This window comes from Streptomyces sp. BRA346, assembly GCF_052851135.1.
In genome coordinates, this window is record NZ_JAIWIH010000006.1 from 1 (window position 1) to 22,118 (window position 22,118).

Annotated in this window: 23 protein-coding genes and 1 pseudogene; 8 read left to right on the forward strand and 16 right to left on the reverse strand. The window is 69.1% G+C overall.

Annotation, left to right across the window (positions count from 1 at the left end):
- Positions 1–137: 137 nt before the first annotated feature.
- Genes LCH29_RS09730 through LCH29_RS09745 form a run of 4 tightly spaced genes read right to left on the reverse strand, consistent with a single transcriptional unit; the run spans position 138 to position 2,250 of the window.
- Positions 138–1,214, reverse strand: coding sequence for a hypothetical protein (locus LCH29_RS09730; RefSeq protein WP_446461306.1), 1,077 nt, complete (start codon positions 1,212–1,214; stop codon positions 138–140).
- Between the two features lie 39 nt (positions 1,215–1,253).
- Positions 1,254–1,631 (reverse strand): RRQRL motif-containing zinc-binding protein, encoded by a 378-nt coding sequence (locus LCH29_RS09735; protein WP_446461307.1) that lies wholly within the window; start codon positions 1,629–1,631, stop codon positions 1,254–1,256.
- Positions 1,631–1,960, reverse strand: a complete 330-nt coding sequence (locus tag LCH29_RS09740; protein WP_446461308.1) for a hypothetical protein — start codon at positions 1,958–1,960, stop codon at positions 1,631–1,633. Before LCH29_RS09740 ends, LCH29_RS09735 begins: the two co-directional genes overlap by 1 nt.
- A complete protein-coding gene (locus LCH29_RS09745) occupies positions 1,957–2,250 on the reverse strand; it encodes a hypothetical protein (RefSeq protein WP_446461309.1) in 294 nt (97 codons plus the stop codon). Before LCH29_RS09745 ends, LCH29_RS09740 begins: the two co-directional genes overlap by 4 nt.
- A 626-nt stretch (positions 2,251–2,876) precedes the next feature.
- Here LCH29_RS09745 and LCH29_RS09750 point away from each other — a divergent pair.
- Entirely contained in the window at positions 2,877–3,263 is a 387-nt protein-coding gene (locus tag LCH29_RS09750; RefSeq protein WP_446461310.1) for a GntR family transcriptional regulator, read from the forward strand.
- A gap of 216 nt (positions 3,264–3,479) precedes the next feature.
- On the opposite strand, the gene LCH29_RS09755 is transcribed toward LCH29_RS09750, so the two are convergent.
- From LCH29_RS09755 to LCH29_RS09770, 4 genes are all read right to left on the reverse strand, one after another.
- Positions 3,480–4,043: a flavoprotein gene (locus LCH29_RS09755; RefSeq protein WP_446461311.1), complete on the reverse strand. Its 564-nt coding sequence runs from the start codon at positions 4,041–4,043 to the stop codon at positions 3,480–3,482.
- Positions 4,040–5,275: a helix-turn-helix domain-containing protein gene (locus LCH29_RS09760; protein ID WP_446461312.1), complete on the reverse strand. Its 1,236-nt coding sequence runs from the start codon at positions 5,273–5,275 to the stop codon at positions 4,040–4,042. The genes LCH29_RS09755 and LCH29_RS09760 overlap by 4 nt, the downstream gene beginning before the upstream one ends.
- A gap of 303 nt (positions 5,276–5,578) precedes the next feature.
- A complete protein-coding gene (locus tag LCH29_RS09765; protein WP_446461313.1) occupies positions 5,579–6,979 on the reverse strand; it encodes a caspase family protein in 1,401 nt (466 codons plus the stop codon).
- On the reverse strand, positions 6,951–7,373 hold the full coding sequence (locus tag LCH29_RS09770; RefSeq protein WP_446461314.1) for an effector-associated constant component EACC1: 423 nt from the start codon (positions 7,371–7,373) through the stop codon (positions 6,951–6,953). Before LCH29_RS09770 ends, LCH29_RS09765 begins: the two co-directional genes overlap by 29 nt.
- Positions 7,374–7,612: 239 nt before the next feature.
- Between LCH29_RS09770 and LCH29_RS09775 the strand changes: the two are divergent.
- Positions 7,613–7,699: pseudogene (locus LCH29_RS09775) on the forward strand (glutamine synthetase); the annotation flags it as partial.
- 40 nt (positions 7,700–7,739) lie between these two features.
- On the opposite strand, the gene LCH29_RS09780 reads toward LCH29_RS09775, so the two are convergent.
- A complete protein-coding gene (locus tag LCH29_RS09780; RefSeq protein ID WP_446461315.1) occupies positions 7,740–8,723 on the reverse strand; it encodes a LacI family DNA-binding transcriptional regulator in 984 nt (327 codons plus the stop codon).
- 359 nt (positions 8,724–9,082) lie between these two features.
- Between LCH29_RS09780 and LCH29_RS09785 the strand changes: the two genes are divergently transcribed.
- The 3 genes from LCH29_RS09785 to LCH29_RS09795 all read left to right on the forward strand — a co-directional run bounded on the left by LCH29_RS09785 (position 9,083) and on the right by LCH29_RS09795 (position 11,174).
- Positions 9,083–10,501 carry a sugar porter family MFS transporter gene (locus LCH29_RS09785; RefSeq protein ID WP_446461316.1) on the forward strand — a complete coding sequence of 473 codons (1,419 nt, stop codon included), beginning with the start codon at positions 9,083–9,085 and terminating at the stop codon, positions 10,499–10,501.
- A gap of 49 nt (positions 10,502–10,550) precedes the next feature.
- Positions 10,551–10,922, forward strand: coding sequence for a universal stress protein (locus LCH29_RS09790; RefSeq protein WP_446461317.1), 372 nt, complete (start codon positions 10,551–10,553; stop codon positions 10,920–10,922).
- 114 nt (positions 10,923–11,036) lie between these two features.
- Positions 11,037–11,174: a hypothetical protein gene (locus LCH29_RS09795; RefSeq protein ID WP_446461318.1), complete on the forward strand. Its 138-nt coding sequence runs from the start codon at positions 11,037–11,039 to the stop codon at positions 11,172–11,174.
- A gap of 111 nt (positions 11,175–11,285) precedes the next feature.
- Here the strand turns inward: LCH29_RS09795 and LCH29_RS09800 are convergent, their stop codons facing one another.
- The 6 genes from LCH29_RS09800 to LCH29_RS09825 all read right to left on the reverse strand — a co-directional run bounded on the left by LCH29_RS09800 (position 11,286) and on the right by LCH29_RS09825 (position 19,591).
- Positions 11,286–14,504, reverse strand: a complete 3,219-nt coding sequence (locus tag LCH29_RS09800; RefSeq protein ID WP_446461319.1) for a bifunctional [glutamine synthetase] adenylyltransferase/[glutamine synthetase]-adenylyl-L-tyrosine phosphorylase — start codon at positions 14,502–14,504, stop codon at positions 11,286–11,288.
- A gap of 160 nt (positions 14,505–14,664) precedes the next feature.
- Positions 14,665–15,696, reverse strand: coding sequence for an SHOCT domain-containing protein (locus tag LCH29_RS09805; protein ID WP_446461320.1), 1,032 nt, complete (start codon positions 15,694–15,696; stop codon positions 14,665–14,667).
- A 121-nt stretch (positions 15,697–15,817) separates the two neighbouring features.
- Complete coding sequence (locus LCH29_RS09810; RefSeq protein ID WP_446461321.1) at positions 15,818–16,447, reverse strand: maleylpyruvate isomerase family mycothiol-dependent enzyme; 630 nt, start codon at positions 16,445–16,447, stop codon at positions 15,818–15,820.
- Positions 16,448–16,723: 276 nt separating this feature from the next.
- Positions 16,724–18,352: an IS200/IS605 family accessory protein TnpB-related protein gene (locus LCH29_RS09815; RefSeq protein WP_446461322.1), complete on the reverse strand. Its 1,629-nt coding sequence runs from the start codon at positions 18,350–18,352 to the stop codon at positions 16,724–16,726.
- Between the two features lie 127 nt (positions 18,353–18,479).
- Positions 18,480–18,935: a GNAT family N-acetyltransferase gene (locus LCH29_RS09820; protein WP_446461323.1), complete on the reverse strand. Its 456-nt coding sequence runs from the start codon at positions 18,933–18,935 to the stop codon at positions 18,480–18,482.
- 524 nt (positions 18,936–19,459) lie between these two features.
- Positions 19,460–19,591 (reverse strand): hypothetical protein, encoded by a 132-nt coding sequence (locus tag LCH29_RS09825; RefSeq protein ID WP_446461324.1) that lies wholly within the window; start codon positions 19,589–19,591, stop codon positions 19,460–19,462.
- Between the two features lie 350 nt (positions 19,592–19,941).
- Here LCH29_RS09825 and LCH29_RS09830 point away from each other — a divergent pair, with 350 nt between their 5' ends.
- Genes LCH29_RS09830 through LCH29_RS09840 form a run of 3 tightly spaced genes read left to right on the forward strand, consistent with a single transcriptional unit; the run spans position 19,942 to position 21,568 of the window.
- Complete coding sequence (locus LCH29_RS09830) at positions 19,942–20,184, forward strand: hypothetical protein (protein WP_446461325.1); 243 nt, start codon at positions 19,942–19,944, stop codon at positions 20,182–20,184.
- Positions 20,156–20,680, forward strand: coding sequence for a DUF6879 family protein (locus LCH29_RS09835; protein WP_446461326.1), 525 nt, complete (start codon positions 20,156–20,158; stop codon positions 20,678–20,680). Before LCH29_RS09830 ends, LCH29_RS09835 begins: the two co-directional genes overlap by 29 nt.
- A 30-nt stretch (positions 20,681–20,710) precedes the next feature.
- Entirely contained in the window at positions 20,711–21,568 is an 858-nt protein-coding gene (locus tag LCH29_RS09840) for a helix-turn-helix domain-containing protein (RefSeq protein WP_446461327.1), read from the forward strand.
- Here the strand turns inward: LCH29_RS09840 and LCH29_RS09845 are convergent.
- Positions 21,563–21,991 (reverse strand): ATP-binding protein, encoded by a 429-nt coding sequence (locus LCH29_RS09845; RefSeq protein WP_446461328.1) that lies wholly within the window; start codon positions 21,989–21,991, stop codon positions 21,563–21,565. The two genes, LCH29_RS09840 and LCH29_RS09845, sit on opposite strands and share 6 nt — an antisense overlap.
- Positions 21,992–22,118: the final 127 nt, after the last annotated feature.

The window sequence follows — 22,118 nt, forward strand, 5'->3', positions numbered from 1 at the left end:
CGCCGGGTCTGCGAAGGTGCCGCTCGCCGGGGCTCACCGGGTCTGCTTCACTGGTGCGGTCGACTGCTTCCGGCAGTCGCAACGAGGGCCAGCCCAATTGCCCTGGGCTGGCCCTCATTGGTGGTGCCGGACGCTTGTTATGCCTCGGATTCCTCGTGGGACATCAGCGAGCCCCACGCCCGGCGCACCCGCTGCTCCCCGCCGACGAAAGCGGCCTCGCGGAAGGCAGCCACGGCCTGGCGGTAGGACAGCGGCGGGTCATCGGTGTAGCGCAGGTGCCGCAGGACGACCACAAGCTGTGCGTCCGTCAGCGGCTCCCCCACGACCGGCGTGGGCACACCGGCGACGGCCGCGATTTCCTCCAGCGTCACGGGTGCTTCCGGCGGAGGCGTCACGGGCGTGACGGGCTCTGTCGGCGCGGTCTCGGTTTCGGGCGTGACCTGCGTGTCTTCCTCCGTCACGGGGGGCGTGACGCCCGTGACGGGCGGTGTGACGCGCTCCCCGTCCGGGCCCTCGACAGCGGGCGGCGGTGGGGTGTCCGTGACGCCGTGGGCGGAGGGTGTGACGGGTAGGGCGAACATGCCCGCAAGCGCGGCGTCCGCGCCGGTCGTCATCCGCTCGCGTTGGACGTCGACCAGGTTCGCCCCGAGCAGGGCATCCCCCGCGCCGACCTTCTTCGCCAGCTTCCACGACTCCAGCTCCGAGCCGTTACGCGCCTTCGCGTTCGGGTGGTTGGCGGCCCGGGCGCGGTGGTAGGCGAGCCGCTGCATCACGGCGGCGTTCCGGCGCTGGGCCTCGGCGTCCACGCCGGTGCGGTAGACCACGATCCGCCGAGCCAGCAGGCCCATGCCCTCGGCGGAGACGCACATGGCCATGGGCGTGACGGCGAACACCACCGCCTCCGTCGAGTCCTTGGCGACCGCGACACCGGTCAGGGAGGCCACCGCGGGCAGCGTCCACAGCCCGAGCCGTACGGCCGCCGGGGCGGACTGCCCCAGCATGGTCAACCCGACCAGGACCAGGGCCAGAACGAGCGTTGCGCCTTCACCGGCCGCGACCACGCCCAGCGCGGTGGCCGACCGGTGGAAAACTGATGTGATGTTGCTGTAGGTGCCCCAGGCGCCCATGCCGCCGAACGCGACCATGGGCACCGCGGCGGCACCGAGTACGTATGCCTGTCCCGTGCTCAGGGACCTTTCCGGGGGGCTGTTCATCTCTTCTCCTTCTCACGGGGACCGCATGACCGGTGCTGGTCAGGCGGCTGTCTGGTGGTCGGGGTAGGCGCAGGGGACGCAGACGCCGAGGGATGCGGGGATGACGTATCCGGCGTCGGTGCGGCACTGCGGGCAGGTGCGGCGCGCGAGCATCGCGCACGCCAGCGCCCGGCGCTTCGCCTCGGTCATCGGCCGGACTTGCTTGGCCTTGTCGAGCCGGTAGAGGTAGGCGACCAGCGGCCCGCGCCGGTAGCGCGGCCGGAGGATCTGGGCTGCGACCGGCTGACCGCCGGGGCGCAGGCCACGGGCCCGTAACTGCCGTCTGGTCGCCAACCCCTCCGGCGCACAGCGCCACGGGTAGGTAGGGATGCCGTGCCGGACGCCGGTCGAGTCAAAGCACTTGCCCCACGCGGCCATCAGGCCGCCGCCCAGACCGGCACCGGGGCGGGCACGTCGCTGTAGCCGGTCAGCTCCAGCACGACACCCGCGTAGTCGACGGACGCCTTCAACACACGCGTACGGCCGCTGAACTGCTCGTGGTAGTCCACGTCGTCCGGGACGATGCCCAGCGTGTCCCGCCACGTCTCGAAGGCGGACAGGTCGTCGTGGAACCTCAGCTCCAGCCGGTCCGGGTAGATGGTCGACACGAAGATTTCCGGAGCGGGCAGGTGACCGAAGTCCGTGGCCAGCAGCCGCAGCACACGCAGCGGCACGGCCAGGTCGTCCAGCGTCAGCCCCCGATTCATGCCGCAACCCCCTGCCGTGCCGGACGGCGGCGAGCGGGGCGGACCAGCGGAACCACGTTGAAGAGATCCGGGCAGTCCTCGACGACCCGCGCGGCCAGGCGCACCAGGTCGTCAGGCAGATCGTGGTACTCCGGGTCGGCGAGGATGTCGCGCGCCGCGTCCAAGCGAGCCGCGCGCTCCTCGTCCGTCTCGCCCTCGACCCCGAGCCAGAGCTCAACCGGGGTGCCCAGCGCCAGTTCCGCGAACTCCGCTGCGGTGACGGCTTCACGGCCAGCAACGATGCACTTCATAGGACGTCTCTCCTCACAGTGGAACGGCCCGAACAGCACCCCCGGGAGCTCCCGGGAGGCTGCGGACCGTTGTCGTCGGCGTCTCGTGCAGTACGAGCGCCCACGGCCACCGGCACCCAACGCCGCGTACGGCGCCGGTGTCGGGGACCGTGAGCACTGGTGCTCAGCGGCTGCGGCCGATGGCCGCAGCGTGTTCGGTACGCGGTCTCTTCCACTGCGTGTGATCGCCTTTTTCGGGAGGCGATGTACCCGTCGTGCGCGGCTCTGGATCTGTCCCTCATCCCGCTCACCCGAGGAGTTCGCAACTCGGTGTCTTGGCGCGGCGTCCGTTCCCTTGGGCAGACCCGTTCTTTTGAGTCGGTGGCGTGTCCCCTTGCACGGGGTGTGGGGCTCCGGTTGTTGCCGGGCCCGGTCTCGGCCGACTGGTCTCCACTCACCTCGGCCGGTGTGGTCACGGCCGTCATGCTGTGGTGGATCACGCTGTTGAGTTGTTGAGCAGGGCAAACAGACGCTTCCGGCCCCGTTTCCTGGGCCGTGGCGAAGTGATTACAGATTGACCTAGGTCAATCTGGCTGTCAAGCCGATGTACCGAACTCGGATTGACCTAGGCCAGCTACGCTCGTGACATGGACCTAAGCCCTGACGCGCCCAAGCCGACGGCCAAGGAGATCGCCGCGAAGTTCCGTGAGGACATCGCGAACGAGGTGTACGGCCCGAATGACCGGCTGCCCGCTGCTCGCGCACTCGCGAAGCGGCTCGGCGTCCAGCTCATGACCGTGCAGAGCGCTTACGGCCAGCTTCGGACCGAGGGGCTTGTCATCACCCAGCAGGGGCGCGGGACGTTCGTCCGCGACCCTGCTGTGCCCCTCGGTACCGAAGCGGGCAGTAGCCCGGCGTTCACCGCGCTGGCTTCGGAACTCAGCACGATTCATGACACGCTCCGGCAACTCGGTGACCGGCTTGACCGTCTGGAGCGCCTTGTCGAAGGCAATGAGAAGCCGCCCGCTCAGTGAGCCTGTCGGCGCGGCTCAGCAGGCTTTCGGCCTTGGCGCGGGCCTGACGCAAGCTCGCTTTGATCAAGGCGAACTCAGCGGGAGTCATCCCCAGTTCAGCGGTGCGGGGCTCATTGCTTCCTGACATGCCAATCAGCATGTGGGCGCCAACGCCAGAGGACCCGGACAGACTGTCCGGGTCCTCTTTCACTGCTGGTCAGAGAGGTTGACGTGACCTCAAGTGACTTCCCCTTCAACCGCGTCGAGCACTGCGGACCAGGGCAGCTCACGCCCGGAAGGCGCCTCGCGCGGCTCGTACAGCGGCCAGACGTCCGGCCCGTACACAAGCCGCACCCCAGCCTCCCGGAGGGCAGCGAGATGCCCCTGCCACGCCGGATGCCGGGCGTGTGCCGCGTTGACCCGAGGGAAGACGACGACCGGTAGGCCGATGGTGCCGATCGCCTCGCAGACCTGAGTGAGTGCCTGGTTGTCCGCGACGCCGGTCGCCAGTTTGGCGACGGTGTTCGCGCTCGCCGGGGCCACCGCGTAACAGTCCACCTGGGGATGTGGCCGTGCCTCGCCCGGCAGGCGAGGAGCGTCCCGCACGGGCAGCCCGGTCACCTTCTCCAGCCGCTCGACTTCCCCGATGCCCCGCAGCCACTCACCCGCGGTCGGGGTCAGCGTCACGGCCACCTGCCAGCCGCGCGCGAGCGCGGGCTCGACCAACCCCGTACGCAGCGACTCCACCCCGCCGGCACCCGAGGCTACGACCCCGAGGACTCCGCGCGTCTTCGTACTCACTGCACCGCCTTGCATCGCTGGGCCATCGCGAACAGCTCGGACGAGCGAGCGCCCCCGGTGACCGGGGCCTGTTTGATCAGGTCTCGCAGCGTCTCTCGCACACGAGGATTGTTGCGCACGAGTTGCGGCGATGTGCTCTCGGCGGTCCGCAGCTCACTGAAGGCGTCGTCCCCCTTCCCTGCCAACGTGAGGGCACGGGCGAAGTCGATGCGATGGGACACGCCGCGCTCTGGCGGCATGTGGTCCACGTCGATGTCCCCGTGTTCCACGACGTACGAGATGTTCTCAAGGTCGAGTTCCGCCGACAGCTTGTGCAGCAGGACATTCGTCGGCCCGAAACTCGTCTGCCAGTGGTTCTCATCCGAGCCGAGCCGGTTCGCCAGCGTCTCCGCCCGGCCGAGCAGGTTCGTCGCCGTGGCGCGGTCCTGGTGACGGGCCGCCGCGATAGCTGCCCGCAGGTGAATCATCCCCAGCAAGCTCAGCGCCGCCGGATCGTCCTCCTCTATGCGGGAAGCAAGCCAGGCGGCCGTAGTCTCGCCCAGCTCCATGGCGTCGTCGTACCGACCATTGGCGAGCAGCGCATGCGTGCCCGAGCGGGCAGCCGACGCCAGCACCAGCGGATCGCCCGACTCGTCAGCCGCTCGCATGGCCCGCTCCGCAGCGAGCCACGAGATATCGGATTCGCCGATCTTCGCCAGCGTGGTCGCGGCGAGATGGTGGGCACGAGCTGAGACCGCCCAGCAGTCGCGCCGCTCCTCCTGTGAGCGCGTTCCCCGATCCTCCAGCTCCTGGGCGGTCTGGAGGAGACCAGGGAGCGCGGCCACGACCTTGCCGAGATGGCCGGTCTGGTAGTCGTTCCACCGTTGCTCGACCACCGGTACGACGGGGCCGGGCACCGGGAGCTGCGCTTCGGCTTCCGGCCCGAACAGCAGCCGGGAGAGGCGCCGCGGACTCATAAGCGCGTCGCGGACGGCCGGTACGTCGTCCTGCTGCTTCTCGTCTTCCAGCAGGGCGGGCTGGCCGATCAGGTCCCCGAGCGGCACCCGCAGGACGCGCGCGAGTTCGCCCAGCTTGTCGATGCGAGGCGGCTTCCGGCGGCCCCGCTCAACCTTGGCCAGCCAGTCGGTGCTGTGGCCTACCAGCCCGGCCAGAACCTCCTGGGTGTAGCCGCGGCGGTTGCGGTAGAAGGCGATCCGTTCCCCGATGCTGAGGTGATCTCCAAGACCACGCATTACGTGCTGCCTCCTGGCGTCTAAGGCTTCCCTCACGGTACCGATTCGCCCATGGGGTCGGCAGGGTGCTCAGTCGATGTGCGCTCAGCATGAGCGATCCGAGAGGCGGAGACCCGGACAGTTCGTCAGGGCTCCACCAGTGATCCGATCGACTAGCGGGCGCCGAAAGCTGGTCCTGCCACAGCAATCCAGCCCCTTGCGACGACGCGATGAGCCCCTCCTCCAGTGCGGCTCGCGCACAGCCGAGAATGCTGCGTACTTCAGTAGTTACGTGTTGCCCCAGCCGTGGTCGGCTCATGGTTGTCACTGGCTCTGACTCTTTGTGAGCTCATCGATCGCTGCGGAGGCGGCTGATATATCTTTCGGATGCAATTCACAGATCGCACGAAGAGCCTCTAGCCGGTCTCGCAAATGCACTTTAGAGTCCTTGGATGTCCTCCATAGGAATTTGACAGCAGGCAGTTTTGACTCGGGGAAGCATTTGTTCGTTGCGCGCGCCACGGTAATTCGATAGCTGAGTGATTCTCTATAATCTTCAAATAGGTTAATGTAGCTGCGTGCGCCTTCCTCCCGAAAGCCGAAGAAGCCCAATGCGTGACAGGCGTGCTCCCTGACGATTGTTGTATAACTTCGACTTCCTTCCTGGCCTCGGGCAATCTCCGACAGGAGTTTATGGGCCCATGTTAGACGCGAGGCATCCAGCTTCCCGATTTCTTTGATGATTGCCACCGTATCTAGGCCCGATATGTCTGGGGCCGTCAGGAAATGCTCTATCGTATCAATGCACTCGACTGTGAGGCTTGGATCGTAATAGGCGAGTTGTGAGGCGCTCCTCAATCGCCTCGAGTATGGAATATGCGGGGAATTCATCTTTCCTCTTAGGGCGTCTGGGTTCACGTCGCTTTTCGCGGCAGTCTGCATGTAGTCGATTATGTCGTCTACGGCTCCAGGCTTGTTCTCGGGCGAGAAGCGGACGTTCCGTGCCAATGGAATGCCAGACCCAGCATTTCTGTTTCTCTGCTGCGGGACTGGACGTGACCGAGCAGCTAGTCGCCTACTGAGGTGTTCATACACAAGCCCCATGCTCAGGTGCTTCGGGCCACCCGGAACCCCCTTCTCTAAGATGCTGATTAGCTCCCCGGTGAATGCCGTGTACTCTTCCCCTAATGGTGCTACTGCCAGCTTGGTTTCCGCTGCGGCTGCAAGGATATAGGTGCCCTCTATTTCTGAGCGTGCAGCCAAGTCGGCCGCATTGGTCATGGTCCCAGTCATGGCTCTGCCGCTGAAGCAGCAATCGAGTATGACGATTTTGCGTGGCGCGGTACGTGCCGCCAATATCGCGTGTCGCACATCGTCAAACCGCACAGAGGTGTGTGGCCTGTGGGCAACTGTTGATGGCAGCGCAAGAGACAGATCGCCATTATGGAAGTGCGTCAGTCCATGACCTGCGTAATAGAATATGAAGGTATCGGTGCACTGTTCTGCTGCGTCGTAGATGCAATCGAGTAGTATCCCGGGTGTTTCTGGTTGTTCGAGCAGGTGGCATGACTGTGGTGCGATTCCTCCAATGAGTGGATCCGTCAGTACAGCGTGTAGTTGGCGCGTGTTGTTCTTAACGGAAGGCAAAGATTCAAGGTTGCTGTACTCGTGGCAACCCGCGATGATGACTCGGGTCCTATTCGGGTCGAGGGGTTCTGAAGTCATTGTTAAAGTCGCCTCGATTCAGTCTTTCAACGAGCTCGCGAAGTTGGTCATCTGTCATGCTTGCAATCTCAATGTTTGCGCCGTTCACTTCGATCCGCACCTGAAGTGACGTGGTGCCGTCCGGTGTGGCTCTTGAGGCGATGCGCCATGTCAGATAGGCCAATGCCAGGTTTGCCAGTGATATCAACTGGTCTGTGATGGCAGTGATCGTTTCGAAGCCCCCCGACATCTCGCCGCGAGATGGCCTGGCTTCGCTCTTGTGAAGAGAAATGCGATTGTTTGCGCCGATATCCTGTGCCATCCATTGGTGTAGTGATGCGAGGGCGTCAAAGTCGCCTACGTCGGCCGCTGATGCTTCGAACCGCAGCTCGGGGAGAGTTTCAGGCTTTGGCATGGGGCGAGGATAAGGCTGGCATGTGGTCTTCGTCCCGGTTTTGTGGAGACTGTCGATCGTGTACGCGGTAGCACTTGACTTGCGTTGCCTCACTCCGCTAGATAGCGGCATGGCCGGGCCGTCTGGGGGCCGTCTGAGGGTGCCCAAGGGCGACCAACGACGACCAACGACGACCGCGCCGCTACCGCTCAGAGGCAGCTCCGGAGGGAGCTCCCCAGGTGGCGGATTCACCGCATGACTTCCTCCGCAACAAGAAGCAGGAGTGGGAGGAGTACCGCTCCGAGGTGACCCCCTTCGAGCTGCGCAAGAGCCTGCCGGTGCTGTAGCCGCCGCTTCCGGCCCTGACCCGGTCCCGCCCCGGCCCGTCTACCGGGCGCGGGGCGGGCCGGTGCTTCCGCGGACGACGAGGGTGGGGTCGAGGATGATGTCCCGGTCGGCGGTGCGCCCCTCGTCGAGTCGTTCGACGGCCGTCTGGACGGCGAGCCGGGCCACCTCGGCGGCGTCCTGGCGCACGGACGTGAGGTCGATGAAGGACAGCTGGGCGAGCTGGCTGTCGTCGTAGCCGACGATGGACACGTCCGCCGGCACGGTGAGACCGGCGCGCAGGAACGTGTTGAGCACGCCGTGGGCGCAGCGGTCGTTGCCCGCGATGATCGCGGTGGGCAGCTCGCCCTCCTGGAGGAGTTCCCGGGCCGCCCGGGCGCCGGACTCCTCGGTGTAGTCGCCGGGGAGGATCCGGATGTGCTCGGCGAGCCCGTGGCGCCGCATCGCGGTGCGGTATCCGCGCCGCCGCTCGTCGGCGGCGGGCATCGCGCCGCCGTCGATGTGGATGATGGCGCGGTGGCCGAGCCCGATGAGGTGGTCGACGGCCTGGCGTATCCCCTTGCTGTTGGCGGTGCGGACGACGTCCACACCGGCCGCCCGCGTGCACGGGTTGATTTCGATGAGGGGCGTGGGGCCCGCGACCGTGACCAGGTTCTGCGGGCTGGACTCGGCGCCGATGATGATGATGGCCTCGCTGCGCAGCCCGAGCAGCTGCTCCACGGCCTGGCGCTCGTCGCGGGTGGCGACCATGGCGCTGAGCGCGAGGTGGTAGCCGTGCTTCTCGGCGGCGGGGTAGAGGGCCTCGACGATGCCCACGTCGTACGGGTGGCGCATGGTGAACAGCACGCCCAACTGGCGGCTGCGCGTGCGGCGCAGCAACTGGGCGGCGGTGTCGGGGCGGTAGCCCAGCTCCTCGGCCGCCTGGAACACGCGCTGGCGGGTCAGGGAACTCGCGCCGGGCTGGTTGCGGAACACCAGGGACACGAGGGCCTGTGAGACGCCGACGCGCGCCGCGACGTCGGACATGGTGGGGCGTTTCGGGCGTATCGGAGGTGATCCAGGTACGCCCGTCTGGTCGGTGATCCCTGGATCTCGCATGCGTGCCTCCCGCGTTCAGGTATTGACATGCATAACACCGCGGCACATAGTACCGGGGACCTAGTACGTATTAGTAGTACGAACAAGCGCCCCGGCTATGCGTCACACACGACGCGGGGCGCTGTCACCGCGGCTGAACCATGCCCGCCCCCAACCCGGCGCCGCGACACACCACACGGCCGCCTGAGCGCGCTGAAACCGGCGTACCCCCGTCGACGCGCGCCGCCCGCCCCTCGCCGGACCGGGGCCGCACCTTCACCAGGAACGCTCGAAGAGGAGCCACAGGCATGACCAGGACCAGCCCAAGCCCCACCTCCCACGGACTGCCTCCGGACGCACCGGGACCCCACTCGCGACGCCTGGGCCTGGTCTCCGTCATCGTGACCTTCGGCGGCCTGCTGTTCGGCTACGACACCGGCGTGATCAACGGCGCTCTCGAACCGCTCACCGCCGATCTCGGTCTGACCGCGTTCACCGAGGGAGTGGTCGTCAGCATCCTGGTCTTCGGTGCCGCCTTCGGCGCCATGATCGGCGGAGCCCTTTCCGACCGGTACGGCCGCCGCCACAACATCCTCATGCTGGCCCTGGTGTTCATGCTCGGCACTCTGGGCTGTGTCCTGTCGCCGAACTGGCAGATCCTCGCCCTGTTCCGGTTCATCCTCGGGCTCGCCGTGGGCGGCGCCTCGGCGACCGTGCCGGTCTACCTGGCCGAGATCGCCCCGGTCGAGCGCCGCGGCAGCATCGTCACCCGCAACGAGGTGATGATCGTGAGCGGTCAGTTCGCCGCGTTCGTCATCAACGCGCTCATCTTCAACATGTGGGGCGAGAGCGACGGAGTCTGGCGGCTCATGCTCCTGGTCGCCGTCCTGCCCGCGATCGGGCTGTTCATCGGCATGCTGCGGCTGCCGGAGAGCCCGCGCTGGCTGGTCGCCCAGGGCCGGGACGACGAGGCGCTCGCGGTCCTGTCCCAGGTCCGCACCGCCGAGCGTGCCCAAGCCGAGATGGCCGAGGTCCACCGGCTCGCCGAGGAGGAGCGGGCCGCCAAGACCGCCGGTGCGGTGGACCTCGGGGTGCGCTGGGTCCGGCTGCTCATCCTGATCGGGGCCGGTCTTGGCATCTGTCAGCAGTTCACCGGCATCAACTCGGTGATGTACTACGGCACCCAGCTCCTCGGCGACGCCGGGTTCTCGGGCGACTCGGCCATCATCGCGAACACCCTGAACGGCGCCTTCAGCGTCATCGGCATCACCGTGGGCCTGTCGGTCATCAACAAGATCAAGCGGCGCACCATGCTGCTCGGCGGCTTCGCCCTGACCACGACGTTCCACCTGCTGGTCGGCCTCTCCGCGATGCTGATGCCCGACGGCGGCGCGAAGGCCTGGTTCATCCTCGTCTTCGTCGTGCTCTTCGTCTTCTCCATGCAGGCCACCATCGGCCCGCTGGTCTGGCTGATCCTCTCCGAGATGTTCCCGCTGAAGATCCGCAGCATGGCCATCGGCATCAGCATCTTCGTCCTGTGGATGGCCAATGCCCTGGTCGCCCTCGGCTTCCCGCCCGTGGTGAAGGCCATGGGCATCTCGAACACCTTCCTCGCGTTCGCCGCCTTCGGCGTGCTGGCCCTCGCGTTCATCGGGAAGTGCGTGCCCGAGACCAAGGACCGCTCGCTGGAGGAACTGGAGGACGACTTCCGCGCGCGCTACTCCTGATCCATCCCGCTGTGAGGCTCCAAGGCTCTGAAAGAAGGGTTCACCCACCATGACCGTCATGACTGCCGTCGCCGAGGGCCGCGAAGGAGACCAGGCGCTGGCCGCGGGCATCGCCGAAGCCCGGCTGCTGGGCACCGATCTGGTGGTCGTCAACCTGCGCCTGTCGGCGCTGGACCACTCCGGTCTGCCGGAAGACGTCACGATCACGCTCGTCGAACGCAGTGGCCCCGGCGACCGGGACCCCGTCGACGCCGTCCTGGACGAAATCGAGGCCCGCTCCGGCATCGACCGGCTCGTCATCGGCATCCGCCGCCGCTCCCCGGTGGGCAAGGCCTTCCTGGGCAGCGTCAGCCAGCGGCTGCTGTTGCAGAGCCCCGTCCCCGTCGTCGCGGTCAAGCCCCCGGCCGACCGGTCCCCGTGAACCGGCGGGTTCGGCTACCGTGATGTGGGTTGCGCAGGGGTGACACGACGGTGCCGTCCGTCGCCGGATCGGGTGTCCGAGGGCGCGTCGCCCGATCGCGATGCTGGCCGCATCGTGCCGGGAAACCTTGCGCTTGCTGGTGCTGAGGGGCTGCTGCCAGTACTGGGCGCCCGGCCGTACTTCTCCCGGCACCGGCCGTCGGTGAAGTGCCAGTCCTCGACGGCGATCGCCCCCGTCCCGGTGGTGCGGTAGGCCATCGTCCGGTGGCGCCTCCGTGGGCCGCGACTTCACCGCCGCCGAGCGCAAACCGCTGCCGTCCGGCGTGCCGCGCGACGGCGTCCTGTTCGTAGGCCCGCGGGGCCGTCAGTCCTCGTAGTCGTAGAACAGCCGCTCCACCACGGCCCGCGCACGCCGCGTCGTGCGGCGGTAGTCGTCGAGCATCTCGCCGACGTGCCCCGGGCCGTAGCCCAGGTAGCGGCCCACCGCGGCCAGTTCGCGCGAGTCGCTGGGGAAGGTGTCGCCCGGGCGGCCGCGGACCAGCATCACGCCGTTGCGGACCCGGGTGGCCAGCACCCAGGCCTCGTCCAGGGTCTGGGCGTCCTCGGTTTCGATCAGCCCGGCCGCGTGCGCCGCGGCCAGGGCCCGGCGGGTGCGGGTGGTGCGCAGCCCGGGCTCCGCCCAGCCGTGGCACATCTGGAGCAGCTGGACCGTCCACTCCACGTCGCTGAGACCGCCGCGGCCCAGCTTGGCGTGGGTGGTCGGGTCGGCGCCGCGGGGCAGGCGCTCGGACTCCATGCGGGCCTTGAGGCGGCGGATCTCCCGGATGGCGTCCTCGCCCAGCCCCTCGGCCGGATACCGCAGCGGGTCGATCAGCTCGATGAAGCGCGCCCCGAGGTCCGGGTCGCCCGCGACCGGTTCGGCGCGCAGCAGCGCCTGGCTCTCCCAGACCAGCGACCAGCGCCGGTAGTACGCGGCGTACGAGGCGAGGGTGCGCACCAGCGGGCCGGACTTGCCCTCCGGGCGCAGATCGGCGTCGATGAGCAGCGGCGGATCGGCGGTGGGCAGCTGGAGCAGCCGCCGCATCTCGTTGGCCACGGCGAACGCGGCCCGCGAGGCCTCCTGCTCGTCGGCGCCCTCGCGCGGCTCGTGGACGAACAGCACGTCCGCGTCCGAGCCGTAGCTCAGCTCATGGCCGCCGAACCGGCCCAGGCCGATCACGGCGAAGCGGGTGGGCAGCTCGTCGCCCCAGGTGTCGCGGACCGCGGCGCGCAGCGCGCCCGCGATGGTCGCCGCGTTGAGGTCGGAGACGGCGTCGCCGACCATGTCGGCCAGTGCCGCCGAGTCCGTCGGTTCCTCCTCGGCCGGTGCCGCGTGGGCGGCGGGCCGGGCCGGTACGTGGGGCTCGGAGTCGCGCAGCGCACGGGGCACCTCGGGCGCCTTCGACGGTACGGCGGGAGCCGTGGCCTTGGTCGCGGCGCGCGTCTCCTCGCCGCCCGGCGGCGGCCAGCTCACGGTGGGCCGTACGGACCCGTTGGCCAGCCGCGCGCTCTCGATCACATCCGCCGCCGCCGTACGGAACAGCTCGCGCCGCCGCACCCCGCGCGCCGCGGCCACCGCCTGCTCGGCGCCGTCCGCGCGGCCCACCGCGGCCAGCACCTCCTGCTCCAGATGCTCCCGCCCGCGCGGTCGCAGCCCGCCCGGGTCGCCGAGCAGGGCGACCGCCTCCGGGGCGCGCAACAGCAGATCGGGGGCGAGGCGCCCGGCCGAGAGCACCCGCGCCAGATTCTCCGCGGCCGCGCCCTCGTCCCGCAGCAGCCGCAGATACCAGGGCGTCTTGCCCAGCGCGTCGGAGACCTTGCGGAAGCCCAGCAGCCCGGCGTCCGGGTCTGCGGAATCGGCGAACCAGCCCAGCAGCACGGGCAGTAGCGTACGCTGAATGGCCGCTTTCCGGGTCACACCGGACGCCAAAGCCTCCAAATGACGTAGGGCGCTGGTCGGATCCGCGTAGCCCAATGCCTCCAGCCGCTGCCCCGCCGCCTTGGAGCTGAGCCGGGCCTCGCCCGGCTCCAGCTGGGCGACCGCGTCCAGCAGCGGCCGGTAGAACAGCTTCTCGTGCAGCCGCCGCACCTCGCGCGCGTGCCGCCGCCACGCCGTCCCCAGCTCGGCCACCGGCTCCGTACGGAAGTGCAGCGACCGGCCCAGCCGCCGCAGATCCGCCTCGTCCTCCGGCACCAGATGGGTGCGGCGCAGCCGGTACAGCTGGATGCGGTGCTCCATGGAGCGCAGGAAGCGGTACGCCTCGTCCAGCGCGGCCGCGTCCGAGCGCCCCACGTAGCCGCCCGCGGCCAGCGCGGCGAGCGCGTCCAGGGTGGTGCCGCTGCGCAGCGACTCATCCGTCCGCCCGTGCACCAACTGGAGCATCTGCACGGCGAATTCGACGTCCCTGAGGCCGCCGGGACCCAGCTTCAGCTCCCGGTCGATCTCGGCGACCGGGATGTTCTCGACGACCCTGCGGCGCATCTGCTGCACATCGGGGACGAAGTTCTCGCGCTCGGCCGCCTGCCAGACCAGCGGCGCCACCGCGTCCACGTACGCCTGCCCGAGCGCGCCGTCGCCCGCCACCGGCCGGGCCTTCAGCAGCGCCTGAAACTCCCACGTCTTGGCCCACCGCTGGTAGTAGGCCAGGTGGCTGGAGAGCGTCCGCACCAGCGGGCCGTTGCGCCCCTCCGGCCGGAGATTGGCGTCCACCGGCCAGATCGTGCCCTCGATGGTCACGTCCGAGCAGATCCGCATCAGCCGCGCGGCCAGCCGGGTGGCCGCCTGCACGGCCTTGCCCTCCTCCACCCCGTCCACGGTCTCCGCCACGAAGATCACGTCGACGTCCGAAACATAGTTCAGCTCGCGCCCGCCGCACTTCCCCATCCCGATCACCGCCAGCCGGCAGGCCGCGGCGTCCTCGGGCTGCTCCTCTGCCGCGATCTCCAGCGCCGCCCGCAGCGTCGCCGTCGCCAGATCCGCCAGCTCGGCGGCCGCCTGCGTGACATCGGTGGTCCCGCACACGTCACGCGCCGCGATCGCCAGCAGCGCCCGGCGGTACGCCACGCGCAGCGCGTCCGGCCGCGGCATCCCCGCGCCGGGGTCGCCCCAGATCCCCTCGGCCAGCGCCTGCTCGAACTCGGGCGTCGTCGGATGCAGATCCGCGGGCTCGTACGTCACCAGCGCGTGCCAGGCCTGCGGATGCCGGGCCAGATGATCACCCAGCGCCTCGGACGCCCCGAGCACCCCCAGCAGCCGGTCCCGCAGCGGCTTGGCGCTGACCAGCGTGTCCAGCAGCGCCTGCCGCGTCCCCGCCTCGTTCCCGTCCCCGGCCTCCTCGGGCAGCGCCTCCACCAGCCGCACCAGCCCGAGCAGCGCCAGATCCGGATCGGCGGTCCCGCCGAGCGCGTCCAGCAGCACGGAGTCGGCCCGCACCCCTGCCACCTCGGGCGAGTCCAGCAGCCGCTGCGCGGCGGAGGGGTCGGTGAAGCCGTGCCGGAGCAGCCGGGTGAAGGTGCTGCTCCTGCGTCCCTGCGGTACGGCCATGTGCGCGCCGCCTCCGTCCCGTGTCTCCGTCCCACGCCCTGCCGTGATCAAGGCCCGCTGCCGAGCCTAAGCGACGGGGACCGCGAAGCGGCAGGTCCCGGGGGAGTGGGGCGCCTCGGTCATCGGCGCCGCCCCACGTCGACGGCTCTCACAGCCGGTCTCACAGCCGGTCGAGCAATTGCCGTTTCTTCTGCTCGAACTCGGCGGAGGTGAGGACCCCGGCCGCGTGCAGCTCGCCGAGCCTGGCGATCTGGTCGAGGATGTCCTGGGGCACGGCCGGGGCGCCGGGCGGGGCCGGGGCCCCGGGTGAGGCCGGGGCCGCCCGACCGAGGGAGCCGAGGGCCAGGCGCAGCGCCTCGTCGAGGCGTGCCAGATCCTCCCCCTTGAGGCCCCTGAACTCGACGACAAGCCCCCGCAGGGTCTCCACCTGGAGGACGCCCTGGCTGATCTTCTGCTGGCCCGCCACCGCCCTGATCTCCGCGAGCCGGAGCACGGACAGCTCGTTTCCGGAGAACTTCGTCTTGACGAAGATGAGCCGCTGGTTCGTGAGGACCACCGTGCCTGGGCCCGTGTCGTCGCCGAGGCGGCACTCCGCCACGACGAACACCTGCTCCCCGCCGAGGAGGTAGCCGGGCAACCCCTTGAGGACGAGCCAGCACCGGTCACCCGTGGCCGAGGCGAGACCGGCGGCCATGATGTCCTCACGCGCGGCGGCCTCCGGGCCGACCTTGCGGGCGAACGCGGCGATGCGCTGCTGTTCCGCGGCGTACTCGCCCGCGGCCCGGACCTCCTCGGACCTCTCCCTGGCCCGTTCGCGCTGGGCCAGCCAGGCCACCAGAGGGTCGTTCGCGGCCTCGTAGGCCTCGGCCACGTCGACGTCCTGGGTCTCGTTCGTGCGTACGACGTTCCGGAGGTACTCGTGGAGAGCCCGGAACACCTCCCGCTGCCCGTACGTGAAGCCGATCGTGTTGGGGTCCTCGTCGGATCCCACCGGAACCAGGACGCGCCCCCCGAACCACAGGTGAACGCGCCCGCGCCGCAGCCGGGTCGCGTCCTTCAGCTCCACACCGGACAGCGCCTGGAAGGGCAGCACGCGCGGAGGGAGGGGTTCCGGCCTCAGATCCGTCCGGCAGACGGTGAGCGATGCGGGGCCGATCTCGACCCAGCCGCCCACACCCTCGTATCTGACCATCGAGCACCCTCCCCCTGTGTGTGCGGCCCCCAACGTCCACCCTCCGGCGGGCAGATGAACGCACACGGCGATGCGGGCACACAGTAGAGAGGTCCGCGAAGCCTGTGAAGGGGCCCGTCCCTCAGGCAGTGACGAACCGGCCGCTCGCTTCGCCGTGCAGGCGGCCCGGCGGGAGCTTGCGGCCGTAGGCGACCAGGAGCAGGTCCTGGGCGGTGCCGGTCAGGGGGGTGCCGGTGCCGTAGGACCAGTCGAGGTCGTCGGCGCGGAGCTGGACGCCGGTGAGGTCGGCGCCGAAGAACTTCAGGGTGCGGGCGTCGACGGTGTCCAGGAGCGCGCGTACGCGGTCCTCGGGGACCCGGCGGTCCAGGCCCAGCGCGACGGTGATGTCCAGGCCGTGGATCACGTCGTGGCCCAGTGCCGCCGTGAGGCCGCCGACCGGGGGCGTCCAGGGGTGGTGGGCGTTGTCGCGGAGGTACGCGGCGAGTTGGGCCGTGGAGGCGGCGGCCGCGTCCTTGCGGGCGAGGCGGTCGGTCATGCGGTGGAGGCCGCCGCGCGCCTTGAGGAGTTCGAGCAGCGTCCGGGGGAGGGAGTACCGGAACCCCTGCGACATGTGCGCCGCGACCTCCCGCACCCGCCACCCCGCGCACAGCGAGGGGGCGTCCCACTGCGCGGGGGTCAGGGTGTCCAACAGTTCGGCCAGCTCCCGCCGTTCGGCCGCGATCGCGTCTCTGATGTCCCCCGTTGTCACCATGTGTTCCAGGGTGACGGGGCCCGGAGTGATAAGTCCAAGAGCTGGTTCTTCTGGTGGGCAGAAGGGATGGGTATGGGGTCCGTTCCGCTCACGCGGTGGCCGGTTTGTGCAAGCGCCAGATCACGTCGACTCCCACCTCGCCGGGGGCGGTGGGGCCGTCGGGGACCTGCGTGCGACCTCGGTGAAGCCCAGACGGCGCGGGATGGCGGCGCTGGCCCGGTTGGCCTCGTCGTGGACGATCTCGAGCCGGTCGATCCCCGGCAGCGCGAACCGTTCCTATTGACTGAGCGGGAGTGGGTCCTGGTTCCAGGACTGGTGCTCAGCCGGGTGCTCCGAACGGTTGTGGGCACCCTGGTCGCCCGCTTTCGCTCCGCGTCCGGCACCAACGGATCGTGTCCGTGGTCCGGGATTGCGGGGGCGGGTTTCCTCGCGCCCCGGGACACCTGATGCGGCCTGGACGCTCCGATGCCCCACAGCATCGCTCCGGTGCTGTGGGGGCGGTGGCGTCCGTCGCCGGATCGGGTGTCCCAGGGCGCGCCTTCCGATCGCCACCGCAGCCGAGTGATGGCGAGTGGGCTTCCTGTTGTCGCTGGTGAGGGGTTTCTGCCAGTGCTGGGCGCCCCAGCGACTGGTGTAGGCCGGGTCCACGGCGACGACAGGGATGCCGAGTTCGGCTGCCATCGATACCAGCCGTGCCCGCAGCTTGGCGGTGGGCATGCCGGAGATCAGCTTGCGGAATCGCTTCCTGCGCCCGTGCTTCTCTCGCGTCTTCTCCGCTGCGAAATCCAGGTCCTCGACCGCGATGGCCACCCCGTGGTGTTGGGCCCAGTGCAGCAGGCGGGTCAGGGCATGCCGCACCTGCGCGTCCCGGTGCGATGCGCATCCGGACAGGTCGAAATCGAACCTGCGCGGTTCACCGATGGGGTTGCCGTGGCTGTCCAGGTGCCAGGCGGCCAGGTGGTCGGCGTTGGTGTCGACGCCGATCAGCCCTCCGGACCGGACCGCCTCCAGCGGTACCGTCCGCACCGGCGGAATCTGCCACGAGGCGGTCAGGTACCAGCGATCCCGGTCGATGTCGTAGTGGATGCGGTAGGCCACGGCACGGTCGGCCGCGATGCGGTCGGCCCACTGCTGGCCCCGGTGCCGGAAGCCGACCTGGCAGGCCAGTACGTACCGGCCATGGGGCGCGTTGGCCAGCGCGGCAAGCGGCGCTGGAAGCTTGATGCTCACCTCACCGCCGGGGCTGACCCGGACCGTCTCGTTCCCATAGCGCTTCCCCGACTCACCGTCGGCGGCGAGGAACCAGCGCTCCGCCTCCCACCGCACACGCCACTGGGCCTCAGTCAGCCGGGCGGCTTGCAGGTGGTGCCGGTTGCGCAGCAGTTTCCTGCCGCCCCGCACTACCCGCACCCGTCCGGTCTCGCGGTCGGCGCGCTCCCGCTCCAGCCGCTCTCGCAGCAGGCACAGGCGTCGGGACTTGGCGAACCACTCCTGCCGGGAGCGGTAACCACCCGGCAAGCCCCTGGCCCCCTTCGCCCCCACCGGCAGCGACAACCGACGAGCGATCGTATGCACACCGGCCTCAAGGGACTGGATATACGCGAGCTGACCGCGACGGGCCAGCGCCCACTGATCATGCGTGGCCTTGGTGATACTCCCCGCCCAGCGCGAGGAAGACTGTCCGGTCAACGCCCGCTTCCGCTGCGCCCACCGGTCACTGTCGTGGTCCAGCCCGGCCGCACAGCGGGCCTTCCAGTCCCGGGAGGCCAGGGAGCCCAGCAGGTCACCGACCAGGCGCAGGACCTCCTCGTCCTGCCCAGTCAGGCCGTTGAGACCGGCCCGGATGGCCACACCGGCCGGGCCGGGAGCCACGAACGGCGCCGCCACATCACGCAACCCGCCCATCCCCGCCCCCACTCGATGCCGAAGGTCCCACCACCACAACCAACGAGGATCTCTCGCAAAGGTCACGCATTCGACACAAGAACTCTCGTTCCCCGTCAAAGCTCCTCACGCGTTCACCAATGCTCACTCATGCACGCCAGAACACGCCCAGGTGCGCTGAATTGGCAGCAGCTCCCAACCCCTGCCGGACCAACGCCTCAACCGCCAGCGTGACCAGGCCCCGGCCCGTCCACGCGGGGTGGAGCCAGTACCCGATGTCGAGCCCGCCGGGACCGATCCGGCGCATGAGCCCGCAGGCGCCGATCACCGCGCCCTCCGTGATGATGGCGTAGCCGTAGGACTCGCCCGCCTCCCACTCCCGCTCGCTGCGCTCCAGGTACGCGGCCGTCCGCTGCCGCTCCTGGACGGCGGCCCAGGGCATCCACAGCTTGAGGTGATCAAGCGATTCCTCGATCGCCCGACGCAGGGGATCGAGATCGCTCATGCGCCAACGGCGCAGTTCGACGTGGCCGCTGCGGAGCGTTTCGGCAGGGTGTCCCATGCCCGAGGATGCCGCCTCGGGCCACTTTGTCCGGCAACGCATTTAAGAGGACGCTGGGTCTACCCCCCGCAGGCGACGGATCCTGTCTCGGACTGCTACCTACCGCTGAGGGCAGGGGATCTCAGGCCGTGTGCGGTGAGGGCTGCAGGCGATCAGGCACACCGACAGGAAGCGCTGCCCTGTCAGATACCAGCCGCCGGCCACATCCTGTCCTGCGACGACAGCCTCGGCTGTGGCTGCGATCCTCGCGGACAGTGCCTCGGGGGTGCGGTCATGGTCCGATGCGAACGACGGCGCGTGATTCTGGGCCTGGGTGACGAACCAGGCGACTGCCTCTTCGGGGGCGGTCCAAGTCCCCCGGATGAAAGAGCGGGGCTTCAGTAACCAGTGCGCCAGCTCCAACGGGACGACTCGGGCACCGGTGAAGTCGGGGTGCATGGGCCGTCTGGGGCCGTCCTTGAGGAGGTCGTGTCCGGAACCGAGCCAGGTGTAACCGTGATGGTGCATGTCTCGCCTTCGCTGATGGCAGTGGGCCGACCTGGTCGGTGCGGCCCACCGCCTATCGGTTATCGACGGCCGCAGCCGTCACCGTCACCGCAGCCGCCGCCCGAAGGGGGCGTGGGTTCGTCGGTGTCGGGCGCGGTGTCGCCGCCGTCCGGGTCCTGCCGTAAGACGGCCTTGAGCCTGACGATCTGCATCGGGAAGGTCCCTCTTCTGCGCTGTCGGCGCGGAGGCTTTCCCTGCGCCGCCGTGCATGTGCGCCCGTTCCGGCAGGGCTCGACCTGCCAGGGCTCCGGTCCGGCCGGAACGGGAGTTTCAGCGGTATGACCCCACGACCCGGGTTGGCCTCATGGCGCGTGGGATCTTCACTCCTCATCCGCCGTCGTGCCTGTAGCGGTGACATGACGTTAGGAGTCGCCCTCGATGTGGCTCAATGAAATTGCATCGAATTGCATGCCGCTTTAGCCCAGTGCACTCTTGACCTGAAGGCACGGATCTGACGTGATACTCATGCATGCCCATGCAACTCAGTTGGCAGGGAGAGACCATGGCTCTGACGTTTGTAGGGATCGACCCCAACACGGGCGACGGTGAGTGTCCGACGGTGTGGGTGGACAAGGATGCCGATGAGATCGTCATCCAGGGATGGAAAGCAGGCGAGACCATGCAGGCCGAGTGTCTGCGTACTGGCGCCATCCCCGAGACCGAGGCAGTGGTACGGATTCCGGCGCGGATGGCGCCCATCCTGAGGGAGGCGTGCGATGCCATCGAACGTACCGAGCTTCGCTGAGCTGTTCCGCGACTGCGAACGGTCGGCCGTCCACCTGGAGATGCGGGACGCCTACGCCGTGGACTACGAGGAGTCCGGCTTCACGGCATGGCGGCAGGGGCACCGGCTCAACCCGGACGACCGGGCTTCCTGGTGGCGCCCATGGCTCGATCTGGTCGCCGGGACGGCCGCCCGCGGTGTGGTCATCCGGCGTGCTCGCATCGTCTCGGAGCCGGTGAGCGAGTACATCCGCTTCGAGCACAGCGGCACCTTCACCAATGTCGCTGCCGGTGAGCAAGTGCGCTGGTTGCCCCGTCGTCGCGCCTCGGACCTGGCCCTGCCCGGCAACGACTTCTGGCTTTACGACGACAAGCTGATCCGGTTCAATCACTTCACCGGCGACGGGGCCTCCGCCGGTGGCGAGATGGTCGACGAGCCGGCCGTGGTGAAGCTCTGCTCAGCTGCCTTCGAGGCAGTCTGGGAACGGGCCACGCCCCACGACGAATACGAACTCTGACAGCGGCGATCGGACGAACAAAGCCACCTCATGCCCAAGTCCCCCTCCTCCAGTGCCCAGGCCGCCCGCGAAGCCGTTGCCGCGCGGCTGCGGGAGCTTCGGCTGGACGCCGGGGTCACTGGGCGCGAGGTGGCCCTCCGGGCCGGGTGGCACCCGGCCAAGTCCTCACGGATCGAGAACGCGCGGACACCGCCGTCGGACGCCGATATCCGGGCGTGGTGCACGGCCTGTGGCGCCGAGGACCAAGTGGCCGACCTCATCGCCCAGTCGCGCACCGCCAACTCCATGTGGGTGGAGTGGCGCCGTAAACAGCGGACCGGGCTGCGCAGGCTCCAGGAGTCATACAACGAGCTGTTCGAGCAGACGCGAATGTTCCGCGTGTACTCCTCCACGCTCGTGCCCGGTCTGGTCCAGACTGAGGGGTATGCCACGGCGCTGCTCACGTCCATCACCGAGTTCCGTCAGATCCCCGACGACGTGGCTGAGGCCGTCCAGGCGCGCTTGGCTCGTTCCCGCGTGCTGCACGAGGGGGACCATCGATTCACCCTGCTCGTCGAGGAAGAGGTCCTGCGCCACCAGATCGGAGACGCCGAGACCATGGCCGGGCAGCTCGGATATCTCCTGACGGTGGGGGCGCTGCCCTCGGTCTCGTTGGGGATCATCCCGTTCACGGCGCGGTCACGGCCCGCTTGGCCGCTTGAGACGTTCCACATGTACGACGACGAGTTGGTGTCCGTCGAGCTGCTGTCCGCGAGGGTGAGCGTTACGCAGCCCAGCGAGGTGGGGCTCTACCGGAAGGTGTTCGGCGAGCTGTCGGAACTGGCCGTCTACGGGGCGGCGGCCCGGGCGTTGATCACCGAGGCCATCGGGGCGCTGGAAGGGTCATGAGCCCGTCCCGTTGACCTGGAACCACACCGCCTTGCCGGGGCCCGGCCCGTGGTGGCAGACGCCCCAGTCGGTGGCGGAACTGCCGATGATGAGCAGTCCCCGGCCGTTCTCGGCGTCGGTCGCGTTGCCGGCGAGGGTGCGTTGCGCGGGCAGGCCGGGAGCGTCGTCGCTGACGAGGACGCGGAGGGTGCCGTATGCGCCCCACTCGGCGTAGAGGGTGACGGGTGCCGAGCAGCCGCTGTTCCGGCAGGCGTTGACCGCGTTGGTGACCGCCTCCGAGGTGAGGAGGAGGGCGGTGTCGGTGAGGTCGGTGCGGTTGGCGGTGCGCAGGGCGGTGCGGACGGCCTCGCGGGCGGTGCGGACCCAGCCGGGGTCGGGCGGGAAGACGAGGGAGAAGTCGGCACGGGGGAGCGCGTGGCTCATGGGTGTTGCCTCCTTCGGCCAACGGCCGTTGGGCGGACGCCGGTTGGGCGATTCGTCTTTGACGGTAGAGAAGTCGGTTTAGCTAGCGCAACTTAATGTCGGAAATTCCCTCTCTCGAGTGGACCGG

Excerpts from the sequence above, each read along its gene's own strand:
- LCH29_RS09730 (WP_446461306.1), bottom strand. The coding sequence starts at position 1,214 with ATGAACAGCCCCCCGGAAAGGTCCCTGAGCACGGGACAGGCATACGTA.
- LCH29_RS09735 (WP_446461307.1), bottom strand. The coding sequence starts at position 1,631 with ATGGCCGCGTGGGGCAAGTGCTTTGACTCGACCGGCGTCCGGCACGGC.
- LCH29_RS09740 (WP_446461308.1), bottom strand. The coding sequence starts at position 1,960 with ATGAATCGGGGGCTGACGCTGGACGACCTGGCCGTGCCGCTGCGTGTG.
- LCH29_RS09745 (WP_446461309.1), bottom strand. The coding sequence starts at position 2,250 with ATGAAGTGCATCGTTGCTGGCCGTGAAGCCGTCACCGCAGCGGAGTTC.
- LCH29_RS09750 (WP_446461310.1), top strand. The coding sequence starts at position 2,877 with ATGGACCTAAGCCCTGACGCGCCCAAGCCGACGGCCAAGGAGATCGCC.
- LCH29_RS09760 (WP_446461312.1), bottom strand. The coding sequence starts at position 5,275 with ATGCGTGGTCTTGGAGATCACCTCAGCATCGGGGAACGGATCGCCTTC.
- LCH29_RS09765 (WP_446461313.1), bottom strand. The coding sequence starts at position 6,979 with ATGACTTCAGAACCCCTCGACCCGAATAGGACCCGAGTCATCATCGCG.
- LCH29_RS09770 (WP_446461314.1), bottom strand. The coding sequence starts at position 7,373 with ATGCCAAAGCCTGAAACTCTCCCCGAGCTGCGGTTCGAAGCATCAGCG.
- LCH29_RS09780 (WP_446461315.1), bottom strand. The coding sequence starts at position 8,723 with ATGTCCGACGTCGCGGCGCGCGTCGGCGTCTCACAGGCCCTCGTGTCC.
- LCH29_RS09785 (WP_446461316.1), top strand. The coding sequence starts at position 9,083 with ATGACCAGGACCAGCCCAAGCCCCACCTCCCACGGACTGCCTCCGGAC.
- LCH29_RS09790 (WP_446461317.1), top strand. The coding sequence starts at position 10,551 with ATGACCGTCATGACTGCCGTCGCCGAGGGCCGCGAAGGAGACCAGGCG.
- LCH29_RS09800 (WP_446461319.1), bottom strand. The coding sequence starts at position 14,504 with ATGGCCGTACCGCAGGGACGCAGGAGCAGCACCTTCACCCGGCTGCTC.
- LCH29_RS09805 (WP_446461320.1), bottom strand. The coding sequence starts at position 15,696 with ATGGTCAGATACGAGGGTGTGGGCGGCTGGGTCGAGATCGGCCCCGCA.
- LCH29_RS09810 (WP_446461321.1), bottom strand. The coding sequence starts at position 16,447 with ATGGTGACAACGGGGGACATCAGAGACGCGATCGCGGCCGAACGGCGG.
- LCH29_RS09815 (WP_446461322.1), bottom strand. The coding sequence starts at position 18,352 with ATGGGCGGGTTGCGTGATGTGGCGGCGCCGTTCGTGGCTCCCGGCCCG.
- LCH29_RS09820 (WP_446461323.1), bottom strand. The coding sequence starts at position 18,935 with ATGCGTTGCCGGACAAAGTGGCCCGAGGCGGCATCCTCGGGCATGGGA.
- LCH29_RS09825 (WP_446461324.1), bottom strand. The coding sequence starts at position 19,591 with ATGCAGATCGTCAGGCTCAAGGCCGTCTTACGGCAGGACCCGGACGGC.
- LCH29_RS09830 (WP_446461325.1), top strand. The coding sequence starts at position 19,942 with ATGGCTCTGACGTTTGTAGGGATCGACCCCAACACGGGCGACGGTGAG.
- LCH29_RS09835 (WP_446461326.1), top strand. The coding sequence starts at position 20,156 with ATGCCATCGAACGTACCGAGCTTCGCTGAGCTGTTCCGCGACTGCGAA.
- LCH29_RS09840 (WP_446461327.1), top strand. The coding sequence starts at position 20,711 with ATGCCCAAGTCCCCCTCCTCCAGTGCCCAGGCCGCCCGCGAAGCCGTT.
- LCH29_RS09845 (WP_446461328.1), bottom strand. The coding sequence starts at position 21,991 with ATGAGCCACGCGCTCCCCCGTGCCGACTTCTCCCTCGTCTTCCCGCCC.